The 13,360-nt window shown below is 73.8% G+C and carries 13 protein-coding genes; 7 read left to right on the forward strand and 6 right to left on the reverse strand.

Annotated features, from left to right (window positions below):
- Positions 1 to 71: 71 nt before the first annotated feature.
- Positions 72 to 203, reverse strand: coding sequence for a hypothetical protein (locus ACFXG1_RS21295; protein WP_384744094.1), 132 nt, complete (start codon positions 201 to 203; stop codon positions 72 to 74).
- Positions 204 to 456: 253 nt separating this feature from the next.
- On the opposite strand from ACFXG1_RS21295, the gene ACFXG1_RS21300 reads away from it, so the two are divergent.
- Positions 457 to 1,296 (forward strand): LLM class F420-dependent oxidoreductase, encoded by an 840-nt coding sequence (locus tag ACFXG1_RS21300; RefSeq protein ID WP_384744096.1) that lies wholly within the window; start codon positions 457 to 459, stop codon positions 1,294 to 1,296.
- A gap of 49 nt (positions 1,297 to 1,345) precedes the next feature.
- Here the strand turns inward: ACFXG1_RS21300 and ACFXG1_RS21305 are convergent, their stop codons facing one another.
- Positions 1,346 to 1,597, reverse strand: coding sequence for a hypothetical protein (locus ACFXG1_RS21305; protein WP_384722521.1), 252 nt, complete (start codon positions 1,595 to 1,597; stop codon positions 1,346 to 1,348).
- Positions 1,598 to 1,667: 70 nt separating this feature from the next.
- Between ACFXG1_RS21305 and ACFXG1_RS21310 the strand changes: the two genes are divergently transcribed.
- The 3 genes from ACFXG1_RS21310 (at position 1,668) to ACFXG1_RS21320 (ending at position 7,490) form a co-directional block, all read left to right on the forward strand.
- Complete coding sequence (locus ACFXG1_RS21310; RefSeq protein ID WP_384722524.1) at positions 1,668 to 2,255, forward strand: TetR/AcrR family transcriptional regulator; 588 nt, start codon at positions 1,668 to 1,670, stop codon at positions 2,253 to 2,255.
- A gap of 325 nt (positions 2,256 to 2,580) precedes the next feature.
- Positions 2,581 to 3,036 carry a hypothetical protein gene (locus ACFXG1_RS21315; RefSeq protein WP_384722527.1) on the forward strand — a complete coding sequence of 152 codons (456 nt, stop codon included), beginning with the start codon at positions 2,581 to 2,583 and terminating at the stop codon, positions 3,034 to 3,036.
- A gap of 299 nt (positions 3,037 to 3,335) precedes the next feature.
- Positions 3,336 to 7,490 (forward strand): DNA-binding protein, encoded by a 4,155-nt coding sequence (locus tag ACFXG1_RS21320; RefSeq protein WP_384744099.1) that lies wholly within the window; start codon positions 3,336 to 3,338, stop codon positions 7,488 to 7,490.
- Positions 7,491 to 7,583: 93 nt separating this feature from the next.
- On the opposite strand, the gene ACFXG1_RS21325 is transcribed toward ACFXG1_RS21320, so the two are convergent.
- Complete coding sequence (locus ACFXG1_RS21325; RefSeq protein ID WP_384708036.1) at positions 7,584 to 8,327, reverse strand: class I SAM-dependent methyltransferase; 744 nt, start codon at positions 8,325 to 8,327, stop codon at positions 7,584 to 7,586.
- Between the two features lie 155 nt (positions 8,328 to 8,482).
- Complete coding sequence (locus ACFXG1_RS21330; RefSeq protein WP_384744111.1) at positions 8,483 to 9,412, reverse strand: NAD(P)-dependent oxidoreductase; 930 nt, start codon at positions 9,410 to 9,412, stop codon at positions 8,483 to 8,485.
- 107 nt (positions 9,413 to 9,519) lie between these two features.
- Between ACFXG1_RS21330 and ACFXG1_RS21335 the strand changes: the two genes are divergently transcribed.
- Together ACFXG1_RS21335 and ACFXG1_RS21340 are read left to right on the forward strand one after the other, a co-directional pair.
- Positions 9,520 to 10,434: a DUF4232 domain-containing protein gene (locus tag ACFXG1_RS21335; protein ID WP_384708033.1), complete on the forward strand. Its 915-nt coding sequence runs from the start codon at positions 9,520 to 9,522 to the stop codon at positions 10,432 to 10,434.
- Between the two features lie 97 nt (positions 10,435 to 10,531).
- A complete protein-coding gene (locus tag ACFXG1_RS21340; protein ID WP_384708030.1) occupies positions 10,532 to 11,071 on the forward strand; it encodes a DUF1707 domain-containing protein in 540 nt (179 codons plus the stop codon).
- A 20-nt stretch (positions 11,072 to 11,091) separates the two neighbouring features.
- Here ACFXG1_RS21340 and ACFXG1_RS21345 read toward each other — a convergent pair whose 3' ends face one another.
- Both ACFXG1_RS21345 and ACFXG1_RS21350 read right to left on the reverse strand, forming a co-directional pair.
- Positions 11,092 to 12,216 (reverse strand): hypothetical protein, encoded by a 1,125-nt coding sequence (locus ACFXG1_RS21345; RefSeq protein WP_384708027.1) that lies wholly within the window; start codon positions 12,214 to 12,216, stop codon positions 11,092 to 11,094.
- A gap of 110 nt (positions 12,217 to 12,326) precedes the next feature.
- Positions 12,327 to 12,914, reverse strand: a complete 588-nt coding sequence (locus tag ACFXG1_RS21350) for a short chain dehydrogenase (protein WP_384708024.1) — start codon at positions 12,912 to 12,914, stop codon at positions 12,327 to 12,329.
- A 114-nt stretch (positions 12,915 to 13,028) separates the two neighbouring features.
- Here ACFXG1_RS21350 and cutA point away from each other — a divergent pair, with 114 nt between their 5' ends.
- Positions 13,029 to 13,358 (forward strand): divalent-cation tolerance protein CutA, encoded by a 330-nt coding sequence (gene cutA, locus ACFXG1_RS21355; protein WP_384708021.1) that lies wholly within the window; start codon positions 13,029 to 13,031, stop codon positions 13,356 to 13,358.
- Positions 13,359 to 13,360 lie beyond the last annotated feature (2 nt).

Here is a 13,360-nt window from a genome sequence, read left to right on the forward strand (position 1 = left end):
GGGTGGGGGGGGGGGCCCCGGGGTGGGGCCGGGCGGGGTCCGCCGCGGGGGGCCCGTGCCCCGGATGTCTCTCAGTGGAAGGTGGGCGCGGGCACCGCGGCCCGCTCGCTCTCGCCGCCCTCGGCCCCCTGGCCCCGGCCGGTATTCGTCCGGCCGCGCAGCAGGAGCAGGGCCGCGACGAAGGCATCGGTCCAGCCTGGCAATCCCGATCGTTTCGGGATTATCCGCAACCGGACTATCCGGCGCCGAAGGATCCCGCCGGGTCCCGCCGGGTCTCTTCGGCTCTCGCCGGGGCTCGACGCGTCTGGCCGGGGTCCCGCCGGGTCGCTCCGCGTCGCTCCGGGAACACCGCCCCCTCGCGTCCTGTTGTCGCAGGAGCCGCGGCCGTCGCCGGGCGGGGGGTCAACTGCCCTGCCCCCGGCCGCGGCTGACCGTCGACCCATCGAAGGAGCCGGGATGCGCATCGCAGTGACCACCGCCCTGACCGATCGGACGATCACCCCCGTGAGGCTGGCGAGAGAGCTGGAGGAGCGCGGGTTCGACGGGCTCTATCTGCCCGAGCACACCCATATCCCCGTGGAGCACGAGACCCCGTACCCGTACGGGGCCGACGGGGATCTCGACGACTGGTACGGACGGCTGCTCGACCCCTTCGTCGGGCTGGCCCAGGCCGCCGCCGTCACCTCCCGGCTCGCCCTCGGTACGGGCGTCGTGCTGGTCGCCCAGCACGACCCCATCGTCCTGGCCAAGCAGGTGGCGTCCCTCGACCATCTCTCCGGGGGCCGCTTCACCTTCGGTGTGGGCTTCGGCTGGAACAGGGGGGAGGCCGAGGACCACGGCGTGGCCTGGCCGACCCGGCGCGACCTGGTCCTCGACCGGATGCGGCTGATGCGGGCGCTGTGGGCCGACGAGCCCACCCCCTACAAGGGCCCGTACGGCTCCGTGCGGGCGTCCGTCGCCCATCCCAAGCCGGTCCGCGGCGGCTCCCCGCGCACCCTGCTCGGCGGGGGCGCCGGGCCCAAGCTCTTCGCACATGTCGTCGAGTACGGGGACGGCTGGATGCCCGTCGGCGGCGCGGGTGTCCGGGAGGCCCTGCCCGCCCTCCGTACCCTCTGGGCGGACGCGGGCCGGGACCCGGCCGCCCTCGAAGTGGTGCCGTACGCGGTCGAACCCACGCCGGAGAAGGTGGCGTACTACGCGGATTCGGGCATCGAGGAGGCGGTGTTCCTGATACCCACGACCGACGAGTCCGGGGCGCTGCGGGCGCTGGACGGCTTCGCGCGATACCTCGGCTGAGGCCCCCGCCCCTGCCCCCGTTTCGTCCGTCCCCCGCCGCGGCCGGCGGTCAGCGGCGAACGAAACGGGGGGCGTTCGTCCGCCGGTGGACGTGGTCCCGTCCGTGCCGGGGGAGGGCGAGACGCGCGGGGGCGGTGGCGGGCCGTCGGCGGGGCGCGTCGGCGGCCGCGGTGGCATCGGTGATCGGGGTGGAAGGGGTAGTCGGGGTGTTGGGTGCGGTCGGGGCGATCCTGGTGGGCTCGGGGGATCCCGCGAGCGACAGGGCGGAGCGGATGACGGCCGGGTTCATGGGCTTGCGCAAGAAGTTACTCCGTTCGTAGTACTCTGCTTGAAGTGGTCTCAAACTTAGTACTACGAATGGAGTGGTGTCAATGGCCCGCAGGAACGCCGAGCGGAGGGCCGCCCTCGTCGACGCCGCGATCGAGGTCCTGGCCAGGGAAGGCGCCCGGGGTCTCACCTTCCGCGCGGTCGACACCGAGGCCGCCGTCCCCAACGGCACGGCCTCCAACTACTTCGCCAACCGCGACGATCTGCTCACCCAGGCCGGATCCCGGGTCTACGAGCGGCTCCAGCCCGACGAGGCGACCATCGCCCGCGTCGGCACGGCCGACCGGGACCTGGAGACGTACACCCGGCTGATGCGCGAGCTGGTCGAGCGCGTCTCCTCGTTCCGTACCGGCTATCTCGCCTTCCTCGAACTCCGGCTGGAGGGCACCCGCCGCCCCGAGCTGCGCCGGTTGCTCACCGAGCGGGTCCGGGCCGACGTCGACGCCAATGTCGCCTACCACGAGGCGTCCGGGCTCCCCGGCGACGCGATGGCCGTCAAGCTGCTGATGCTCACGCTCAACTGGCTGATCGTCGAACAGCTCACCCTGCCCGACCTCTATCCGGAGGAGGAGCGGGAGGCGCTGGTGCGGGTGGCGGTGGAGCGGATCGTGGGGGCGCGTCCGGCGGAGTAGGCATCCCTGCCCCCGCGTGGCTCCCCCTCCGCGGGCCCCGGCGGGGCCGTGCCGAACGCGGAACAGTCCCTTCCGTCGCTCGCGTGCCTCCCGGTCACTCCCGTCAACCTCTCCCGCCGGTGGGGGGTTTGTCGGAGATTTATGGTGTGTTGCCGTCGTCGATCCGCCCCCGGATTTGTTTCACCTGGTGGGAGGGGGTGGGCAACAACTTCCGGGCGTCGAAGTCTTGATCGAGTCAGCGACACGACAGCGCGTCGGCCCGACCGTACGAGCCCTTCGTACGGGGTGGGCCGCGCGTCAGGACCGAAGACGAGGGGACACTCACATGATCGGCACCAGCCGTCCGGAAACGACCGCTCCGACCGCTCCGACCGCTTCGAAGGCTCCGAAGAAGAGCCGGCTCCGCAGGGCCGTGGTTCTGGGCAACGCCGCCCTCGCCGCGTTCGTGCTCTCCGTCACCATGTCCACCCCCGCCCACGCCGACGGCCCGATCATGTACGCCAAGGACGGCGCCGGAAAGGGCTACTTCAAGTCCTACGGCGATGTTTTCTACATCAACGACACCAAGGCCGACGGTCACTCGGCGGTGATCATGTGGCGTACCTCCAGCGGTCGGGCGGGCGACGACTGGGACATCGACGGCGCCCACAACGGCTGGACCGCGATCAACCGGAACCTGCCCGAGGCGGACACCGTGTCGTACCGGGTCTGCTGGGGCGAGTGGGGGACCCAGTACATCGAGTTCTCCAGCTGCTCCAGCTGGGCCACGACCCAGGTCTGAGACACCGCCGCCCGCCCCGAGCCGGACTCCCGGCCCGTCTGACGGGACGGCGGCAGGGGGCACCGGGGGAGAGATCCGGAGCCGGAGCCGGCCCGCGTACGGCTCCGACTCCGCCCCAGGGCCCGATGACCAGGGCCCGGCCCGGGACCCCGGCGGGGAGGCAAACCCCGCCGGGGTTCCGGTGATCCACGGATAGGGTCGGTACGGGCCGGGGACCGGCCGGGTCCGTGACGGCGGGCCGGTCCCGGCGGGTCCCATCAAGGGGGAGACGGCGGAGACGGGGGAGGGGAACGGAGCGCGTGGGACGTCCCGAGGCGCCGCTGGACCCGGACGGGGGGCCGGTCCGGGGGTTCGCGTACGAACTGCGCAGACTGCGCCGGGAAGCCGGCGCACCCACCTACCGGGCGATGGCGGCGAAGGTCCCCTACTCGGTCCCGACGCTCTCCCGCGCGGCCGGCGGCGATCAACTCCCGTCCCTGGCGGTGGCCCTCGCCTACGCCGAGGCGTGCGGCGGCGACCGGGAGGAGTGGGAGCGCCGCTGGCACGAGGCGTCCGACGCGGCCGAAGCGGCGCGGACCGACGGACCCGACGCGCCGTACGGCGAAGGACCCGAATCCCCGTACCAGGGCCTCGCCCGCTTCGAAGCCGGCGACCACGAACGGTTCTTCGGCCGCGACCGGCTGATCGACGAGGTCGTCGAACTGGTCGGAACCCGCAGATTCGCGGCCCTCTTCGGCCCCTCGGGCAGCGGCAAATCGTCCCTGTTACGGGCGGGCCTCGTACCGGCCCTGCGCGAACGGACCGGCCGTTTCGGCGCGATCCACGTCCTGACCCCGGGTCCGCGCCCCCTGCGGACGCACACGGCGGCCCTGACATCGCCCGCCACCCCCGACGCCGAAGGAGAGGGGGACGCCGCCGATGGGGAAGGGCCCGACACCCGCGACACTCTCGTCGTCGTGGACCAGTTCGAGGAGGTCTTCACCCTCTGCGACGACCCCGCCGAGCGCGCGGACTTCATCCGGCTCCTCCTCGCCGCCCGCGACCCCGCGAACCGGCTGCGCGTCGTCGTCGCCGTACGCGCCGACTTCTACGGCCGGTGCGCCGCTTACCGCGAACTCGCCGAGGCCCTGTCGGCGGCCTCCCTCCTCGTCGCGCCCATGACCCCGGACGAGCTGCGCCGCGCCGTCGTCGGCCCGGCGCAGCGCGCGGGACTGATCGTCGAACGGGAGGTCACCCGGCGGATCGTCGCCGAGATCGACGGTGAACCCGGCGGTCTCCCCCTGCTCTCCCACGCCCTGCGCGAGACCTGGCGCCGCCGCCGCGGCCGGGTCCTGACCACCGCCGCGTACGAGGCGTCGGGCGGCGCGCACGGGGCGATCGCCCGGACCGCCGAGGACGTGTACGCCGAACTCACCCGCGAACAGCGCGACCTGGCCAGGCTGGTGCTGCTGCGTCTGGTCACCCCGGGCGAAGGCTCCCCGGACTCCCGGCGGCCCGTCCCGCGCGCCGAGCTGTCCTTCGGGGACCCGGCCGCGACGAAGGTCGTCGTCGAACAGCTCGCCGGGGCCCGTCTGCTGACACTCGACCACGACACCGTGGACCTGGCGCACGAGGCCCTTCTGACCTCCTGGCCCCGGCTCGGTGGCTGGATCGACGAGGACCGGGAGCGGATCCGTACCCATCGACGGCTCACCGAGGCCACCCTCACCTGGGCCGAACTGGCCGGCGAGTCCGCCGCCCTGTACACCGGTACCCGGCTGGCCGGGGCCGAGGAGCACTTCGCGACCGAGCCGGCCCGCAGCGGTCTCACCCGGCAGGAACTGGCCTTCCTCAACGCGTCCAGCGCCTTCCGCGCCTCCCGGCTGCGGCGCCGCCGCGTCCTGCTCGGCTCCGTCGTCGCCGTGGTCGTCCTGGCCCTGATCGCCGGGGTCGTGGCCTGGCAGCAGAACGAGTTGGGCGACCGGCGGCACCGGGAGGCCGAGGCGCGGCGCATCGTCGAGATCGCGTTCGGGATGCGGTACGCGGACCCCCAGCGGGCCATGCGGCTCGGTGTCGCCGCCTGGCGGCTCGCGGACACCGTCGAGACCCGGGCGGCGCTGCTGGGCGCGGGGACGCAGCGCGAGGAGGACGTGTTCGCGATCCCGGACGAACTCACCCGCTTCCCGCCGCCGGAACAGGAACCGGGGCACGAACCGGAACAGGAACAGGACCAGAGACCGGAACAGGGCGGGGCGGTACGGTCCGGGGACCCGGGCGGCGCGCACTTCGACGGCCCCGAGCCCGGCCCCGAGCCCCCGCCCGACCCCGGGACCGGCGCGGCCGGGACCCGTAACACCCCTGTCCCGGTCCCCGACGGACTCGTCATCAGCACCGCCCCTCCGGACACCCGCACCGGCACCGGCAGCGACCCCGACGCCGGGACCGGTGTCGGCACCGGCACCGGCACCGATACCCGTGTCGACGTCGGCGCGCTGCCCCTCCTCTCCGCCGACGGACGGACCCTGGTCCTCGTCCGCCACGACCGGATCCGCAGCTGGGACCTGAGCGCCCCGCACCGTACGACCCGAATCCACCCGGGCCCCGGCGCCTCACCGTACGAACCCGTCGCCCTCGACCCCGGCGGCCGTCATCTCGCGGTGGCCGACGGGAACGGCGGCGTACGGGTCCGCGATCTGCGGACCGGCCGTACCGGCGCCCGGCTGCCGGTCGCCGAGCCGACCGGGCTGACCCTGGCCCGTGGCGGGCGCGTCCTCGTCGCGGCGAAGACGGACGGGACGGCCGAGGTGTGGGACGTACCCGCCGGGCGCCGGGTCCTGACGGCGGCGACCGGCGGCCGGTACGGAGTCGAGGCGGTGGCCCTGAGCGCCGACGGCTCCCGGGTCGCGGTCTGCGGCACCGGCCGTCCGCTCGGGATCTGGGACGTCCCGGCCCGCGAGCGGCTGCCCGCGCCCGCCGGTGGGCCCGCGGAGTGCGTGGCGGGCGAGTTCGACCTGGCGCCGGACGGCCGGACGGTCGTGGCCGTCACCGACCGGGGCGTCCGGCGGTGGGAGACGGGGACGGGCCGGGAGTTGTCCGGGCTCCCCGCCGAACGGCCCCGTACCGTCCGCTACAGCCCGGACGGTACGTTCCTGCTCGCCGCCACCACCGGTGAACTGGTGGTCTGGCGGCTGTCGTTCGCCGCCGCGCCGGTCTTCCGGTACGCGCTCGACGGCGACGGCGTCCACACCCTCACCCTCGACGCGCGGCCGGGCGCCCCGGGGCTGCTCCGCTATATGCACGGCGACGAGACCGTCGTGCGCACCCTTCGGCTCGCGCGGGTCACCACGGATCCGTGGGACGCCCGGCCCGCCCTGGCACAGCGGCTCACCGGCGACGGTCGCCTCCTCGCCCGGCAGACGGGCCCTACCGGCGGCTTCCGGCTGCTGGACACGGCCACCGGGCGCACCATCGGCACCCCGCCCGCCCGCCCGTGCACGCCTACGGCGGCCTCTGGGACGGTTTCTGCGGCGGGGGCATCGGCCGAGTGCCGGACGCACTCGGCCTTCAGCGCCGACGGCCACCGGTTCGCCTCCTGGGACGTCGAGCGGCGACGTATCGCGATCTGGGACGTCGAGCGCCGGCGCCCGCACGCGCATACCGGCCCCTACCCCGACGATACGGGCGTCGGTGCCTTCGCCCTCAGCGCCGACGGCCGGTATCTCTACACGCCCACCACCGACCGCGACGGCCGTGAGGCGGTCGAGATCTGGGACATACGGGACGAGGGCACCGGACGCCTCACCCGCACGCTCCCCGGTCTCGGCGGTGACGCCCTGGCGGTACGGGGCGACGCGTCGGGGCTCGTCAGCTCGGACGGCGCCTTCGCCGATCTGCGGACCGGCCGCGCGGTCCACCGTCCGCTGGGCGGCGACGGTGTGGAGACGATGGCGCTCAGCCCCGACGGGGAACGCCTCGCCGTGGGCGACGAGCTGGGCCGGGTCACCCTCTGGGACGGCAGGCTCCGCCACCGGCTGCTCACCCTCTCGGGGGGCCTCTCGGCCGGTGGCTTCCCCGCCGCCGACGCGGACACCGACCGGTCGGTGACCGTCCGGCGGGACGGCCGTACCGAGACCGTCGTACGCGCCGCCTTCGCCCGGGTCACCGCCCTCGCCTTCGCACCGGACGGCCGGACGCTGGCGGCCGGCGGCTCCGACGGGGTCCGGCTGTGGGACGTGGAATCCAGCCACGTACTCGTCTCACCCCTCCCGACCGCGGGCGATCCGGTCCTCTCCGTGGCCTTCTCCGAAGACGGCCGCACGCTCCATACGACGGGCCTGTACACCGGCCCGGCCCGGCACACCCTCGACCCCGCCGAGCTGGCGGCGGAGGTCTGCGAACGGGCGGGCGCGGGGCTCTCCCGGGCCGAGTGGAAGGAACATCTGCGGGACATCCCGTACCAGGACACCTGCTCCTGAGGCGCCGCCCCCGGTGTCCGGTGAGGGCTCGGAAGGAACCAAAGGCTCGCGTCGTCCGGTACGTGTCATCCGGTACGTGTCATCCGGTCCTGGTCAGAGGTCGGCCACCAGCAGCCGGTAGCCGACGTCGATGGAGTCGAGTGCGAGCAGGTCGGCGTGGTCGCGGTGCCAACGGCCGCTGGAGAGGTCGTCGTCGAGCCGGGCCAGACCGGGAGCGACGACGTCCTCCCCGGTCTGGGCGAGCATGGAGATCCCGGCGCGTACCCGCGGGTCCAGGTAGGCGTGGGGACGGCGCCAGTACGCCGCGCCGAAGCCGTCCGTGCAGTCGTGGGGGAGGGGGACGGGCTCCTGTCGCGCGCCGCCGAGCAGCTCCGCGAGACGGTCGGTCGGGACGGTGCGGGAGTCGTCGAAGGCGGCGGCCTCCGGGAGGTATTCGCTCAGGAGCCAGAAACGTTCGCGGAAGATCGGCTGGTCCCAGGTCAGGACGACGATACGGCGGCGGGCGACCCGGCGGAGTTCGGCGAGACCGGCCGGCAGGTCGCTCCAGTGGTGGGTCGTCAGCAGCGCGATGACGGCGTCGGCGGCGTCGTCGGGAACGGGCAGGTTCTCGGCGTACGCGCGGACGGCGGGCGCCGACCCGGGCGGGCGCCGGTCGATCATCTTCCGGCTGGGTTCGACGGCGAGGATCGTCCGGGGCGGCTCGTAGGAACCGGTGCCCGCCCCCACATTGATCACATCCGCGGCGTCGCCGAGCGCCGCGTGGATCCGGGCGGCGATCCTCGGATCCGCCCGCCGGGTCAGGTGGTACGTCGTGCCGATCGTGTCATAGACGGCCATGCTTCCCAGTATGGGGAGAAGCCGCTGCGGAGGGACGCGCTCACCCGGGTGATACGGGGCCGGGGCCGGAGCCGGGGCGCGGCGGACGACCGGCGCCCCGGTCGCCGTACCCCCGCCGCCGCCCCCCATGGCCCGCTGTACGGCCCGCACGGTTCCTAGGCCCGCGCTTCCAGCGACTCCACGGCCCGCGCCAGGCTGTGCCGCCCGTGCCCCCGGGCCACCTGGTCCTCGAAGAGGCGCTGCAACGGGGCGATCAACTCCGTGCCGAGACCCTGGGACTCGGTCGCCGCGAGGATGTTCCGCAGGCCCGTCGCGTTCATCTCCAGGCTCGACGTCTCGGTCTCGTAGGCCCCGGCGTCGATCTCCGCCGCGAACTCCGGCAGCGCGACCAGCACGCCCTCCAGCCAGCGCGTCAGATGCCCGGTCATGTCCACGGCCTTGATCCGCTCCGTGCGGGCCAGGGCCATGGCCTGGAAGAAGCCGGAGAAGAGCCCGTACATCCCGCTGAGTATCGCCACGTCGTGGACGGACGCCAGCCCGGGGTCGCTGCCCACGAAGGTGCCCGAGCCGAGCAGGTCGAGTGTGCCGCGGTACCGCTCGTGCGCCGGCTCGTCGCCGCTGTAGAGGATGAACGCCTGGTCGGTGCCGATGGTCTGCGGTACGGCGTACACCGCGCCGAGCACATAGGCGGCGCCGTGCTCGGTGACCAGTTCGGCCAGTTCGCGCGCCGGTGCCGGGGTCGCGGTCGTCAGGTTCACCACGGTCCGCCCGGGGAGCGCGGCGGTCGCGGAGCCGAGGACGTCCCGCGCGGTGTCCTGGTCGAGCACGGCCACGACGACCAGTTCGGCCGCCGCGACGGCCTCCGCCGCGGTCCCGGCCCGAACGGCGCCCCGGGCGACGAGGGCGTCCGCCTTGGCCGCGGTCCGGTTCCACACGGTCGTCGGATGCCCGGCGGCCAGGAACGCGTCGGCCAGGGCCTGGCCCAGGTTGCCGAGGCCGATGACGGATACGGAGTGCTTCTGCGGGCTCATTGATTGTCCTCTCGGGTGGTTGATGTCGCCATGCTGTCCGGGCGCGCTGTCGATCGGCTGCCGGTCCGCTGTCGGTCCCGCTGCCGGTCGCTGTCGGTCCCGCAGTGTGTGATGTGGCGTGGGTCATAGCGCCCGGCCCGTACCGCTGCTGAGGTGACCCGATGCGTCACACACCCCTGCCTTTGGCCGCCGTGCTCGCGGGCGTTCTGCTCCTGACCGCCTGCGGCGACGACAAGGCCCCGCCGGGCGGCGCGTCCGAATCGAAGAAGGCGGACCCCTGCCGGAACACCGCGCCTGCGGCCGGGGCCGCCGACCCCGCGGGGCACGGGGTGCGGATCACCGCGACGACGCACTTCGCGCCGGTGCCCGAGTACTGCGACGCCCGTACCGCGACGGCGGAGTTCGAGATCAGCAACAACAAGCGGGAGCCGTACGCGTACACGGTCACCTTCGCCGTCACCGAACCGTCTGGCCGGTCCAACGCCATGACCCCCGTGACGGTGGACTCCGTCCCGGCGGGCGGGACCGTCCGCCGCACCTTCACCACGTACGACGTCCCGCCGTCCGCCCGGGGCAAGGCCCAGGTGAAGATCGCCGAGGTCCGCTCCGTCCCGGTCGACGAGGTCGGCGCGCCGCCCGGCGGCTGCCCGGAGTCGGGGGTCCGGGTGACGGTCGACGAGGGCGAGGCGGCGATGGGCCTACGGGTCGTCGGTGTCACGCTCACCAACTGCGGGACGCGGCCGTACGCCCTCGACGGCTACCCCCGGCCGACCCTGCTGGACGAGAAGCACCGGGCGGTCGACGGAGTGCGGATCCTGCGCGGCGGCGCGGGCATCGCCACCGGCACCGGCCTGGACGACCCGCCGCGCCCCGTCGACCTGAAACCGGGGGAGAGCGCGCGGACGAGCCTGATCTGGCGCAATACCCACACCGGCTTCGGGGAGGCCGTGAACGCCCCGTACGTCCGGCTGGTACCGAAACCGGGCGCGAGCCCGGTGACGGTGATCCCGGAGCTGGACCTCGGGACGACGGGGAAGCTGGGCGTCGGCGCGTGGCGGAAGGCGGACCTGTCCTGACCTCAAGGCCGGCGGAACCGCCCGGACCACTGAACAGCCGTTGTCCGACGGCGGTTTGGATGTACGGGGTCCGGGGCGGCGGAACTACAGTGGGCGGGTGACCTCTGTCCCGGAAGACCTGTCGCGCCGGATCCGCGAAGACGACCGCGACGCCGCCGTCCGGCGCCTCCAGGAGGCGTACGCCGAAGGCCATCTCTCCCACGAGGAGATGGACGGGCACCTCGGCCGCGCGCTGGCCGCCACGACCCACGGCGACCTGGCCGCCGTCCTGGCCGTCCTCCCGGCCGAGGAACCCCCCACCGTCGCCGAGATCGGCGCGGCGGGCGGCCGGATCCGCCGCACCGGCGCGTGGCGCGTACCGCGGAATCTGAAGGTGACGTCCGGGTACGGCCGGGTGAAGCTGGACCTGTCCCGGGCGGTCTTCGACGGCCCGGTGGTCGACATCGAACTCCGGATCGGCACGGGCAACGCGCGCATCACGGTGCCGCGCGGCGCGACGGTGGAGCTGGACGGTCTGACGACCGGCTGGAAGGACACCCGCTACAAGCCCCCCGCCACACCGGGCGCGGGCCCGACGATCCGTATCACCGGCGTGATGGGCTTCGGCCGGCTGAAGATCCGCCACGCGCGGTGGTGACGGGCGTCTCCCACGAGGTCTCAGGAACGGGTGGCGGTCCTGCAGCCGGCGTCCGTCGCCGATGCGCCGCCGCTCGTGTCGATCGGAGCGCTGCGGTCGTACGGGTCGATCCTGAGGGTCGAGTCCGGGGACTGTCCGTCGGCCGAGCCGAACGGCGGCACGAAGTAGCCCGTGGGTCCGGAGCAGCCGCCGTTGGTCGTGTCGAGCGCGTACGAGACGAGTGACATCGTGCCCGGCTCGGTAATGACCTTGGCAGGGTCGTCCCAGCTCATCACCGTCACGCGCCGCACGATCGTACGGATGACCTCGGCGTCCCGACCGCCGTCGCCCGCCGCCGGGGTGACCGGGTACACGAACGTGACGTCCGCCGTCACCTCGACGGCCCCCCGCTTCCCCTCCCGGTACATGAGCCGGCCGCGCGTCTTGACGACGTCACCGACCGGCTGTGCCTGCTCCGGCCGGAAGCGGCTGAACAGCAGCAGGGGATCGGTCGCGGCGGTCGGCGCGGTGGACGACAGGGCCGTACGGAGATACTCCTGCACGCCCTTCTGGTGCGGGTTCAGCAGCGCGATCGCCTCCGTGGGCCGCTCGCCGCGCAGCACACCGGGGTCGAGCCCCGAGGCCACGAGGAAGTCCCGGCTCTGCCGCAGCGCCCGTTCGACCCGGGCGGCGTCCATCCAGCCGGTCGCCTTGGCCGCGGGGACCGTGATCCCGGCGGCCCCGTCGGCCCAGTGGGCGGCGGGCGACCCCCGGAAGGGCTCGTCGAGGGTGGGTCGCCCACCGGGCTCGGCACCCGGCGCCGCCTTCGGTCTCTCGGACTCGGCCGCCTGCGGAGCACCGGACTTCGCGTCGTCGCCGTCGAACCAGCCGACGACGAGACCGGGGTAGAACGCCAGGACCAGGAGGGCCACGGCCGCCACCATCGCGGTGATGTACAGGCCCGTTCGGCGCCGGGGCCGGGCCGGTGAGTAGGTGCGCCAGCCCTCCGGCGGCGCGGGGTTCTCCCGCAGCCTCCGCTGCACCTCACGGGCGCGCGCAGATGGCTCCACGGGGGCCCCGGCCGTACCCTGCACCGACTCGCGGAGGAACCGGTCCCACTCGTCGTCGGGTACGGACGACCCGTCCCGCTCCCCTGCCCCGCTCACACCGCACCCCTGTTCCCGCTCGATCGGCCGTTCGGACCGGCCGTCCGCATAATCGCATGAGCGGGTCACCGAGGCCGCGGACGGAGCGGGATACCCCGGCCGGAGAGGTCTCAGGGCCGGATCGTCCGGCCCTGCTCCGCCCCCTCCACGGCTTCCACATAGGCCCTGGCCACCTCGGACGCGGGGGTGCCGCCCGAGCCGTCCATGCCCAGGGCATCCAGGGTCTCCCGGATCCACCCGGGCGCGACGACGTTGATCCGCAGCCCGCGCGGCAGTTCGGCGGCGGCGTTGCGCACAAAGCCTTCGAGGCCGGAGTTGACCAGCGCCCCCAGCGACCCCTGGGCGAGGGGTTCGACGAACGTCCCGCCGGTCAGGGTGATCGACCCGCCGTCCCGCAGCCGCCCGGCGGCCCGCCGGGCCAGCGCCACCTGCCCGAACAGCTTGGCCCGCGCGCCCTCCGCGAACTCCTCGTCCGTCCCGCTCCCCAACTCCACCAGGGGCCCGCTCGCGGCACAGCACACCACCGCGTCCACCTCGCCGACCTCGTCGAAGACGGCGTCGATGGTGCCGGGTTCCGCCAGATCCACCTTGACTACCCCGCCGCGCGAGGCCCTGACGACTTCGTGGCCGGCTGTCGTCAGGGCGTCGGCCACCGCCGTGCCGATGGTGCCTGTCGCTCCGATCACCAGTACTTTCATGTCGCCGATGATGTCAGCGTGGACGATATACGTCCCCTGAATACGTCCCCTGAATACGTCCCCTGAATACATCCCCTACATCCCCGAATTGTTCCAGCCCCGAGGAGACCGGCCATGGCGACGGACATCGTGATCGCGCAGACCACCATCGACGACGAGACCAGGGCCGTCGCCCTGGCCCGGGGCGCGGTCGACGCCCGCCTCGCCGCCTGCGCCCATATCGACCCGCCGTTCCGGGCGATCTACCGCTGGCGGAACGACATCCAGGACGAGCGCGAGTGGCGGATCTCGTACAAGACGACCCGCGACCGCCTCCCGGCGCTGGCGGAGTGGGTCGCCGGGGAGCACACGTACGACGTCCCGGAATGGATCGTGCTCCCGGTGGACGGCGGCTCGGACGCGTATCTGGCGTGGGTCGCGGAGCAGAGCGCTCCGGAGGCGTGACC

This window comes from Streptomyces sp. NPDC059248, from assembly GCF_042753905.1.
Lineage (GTDB): Bacteria > Actinomycetota > Actinomycetes > Streptomycetales > Streptomycetaceae > Streptomyces.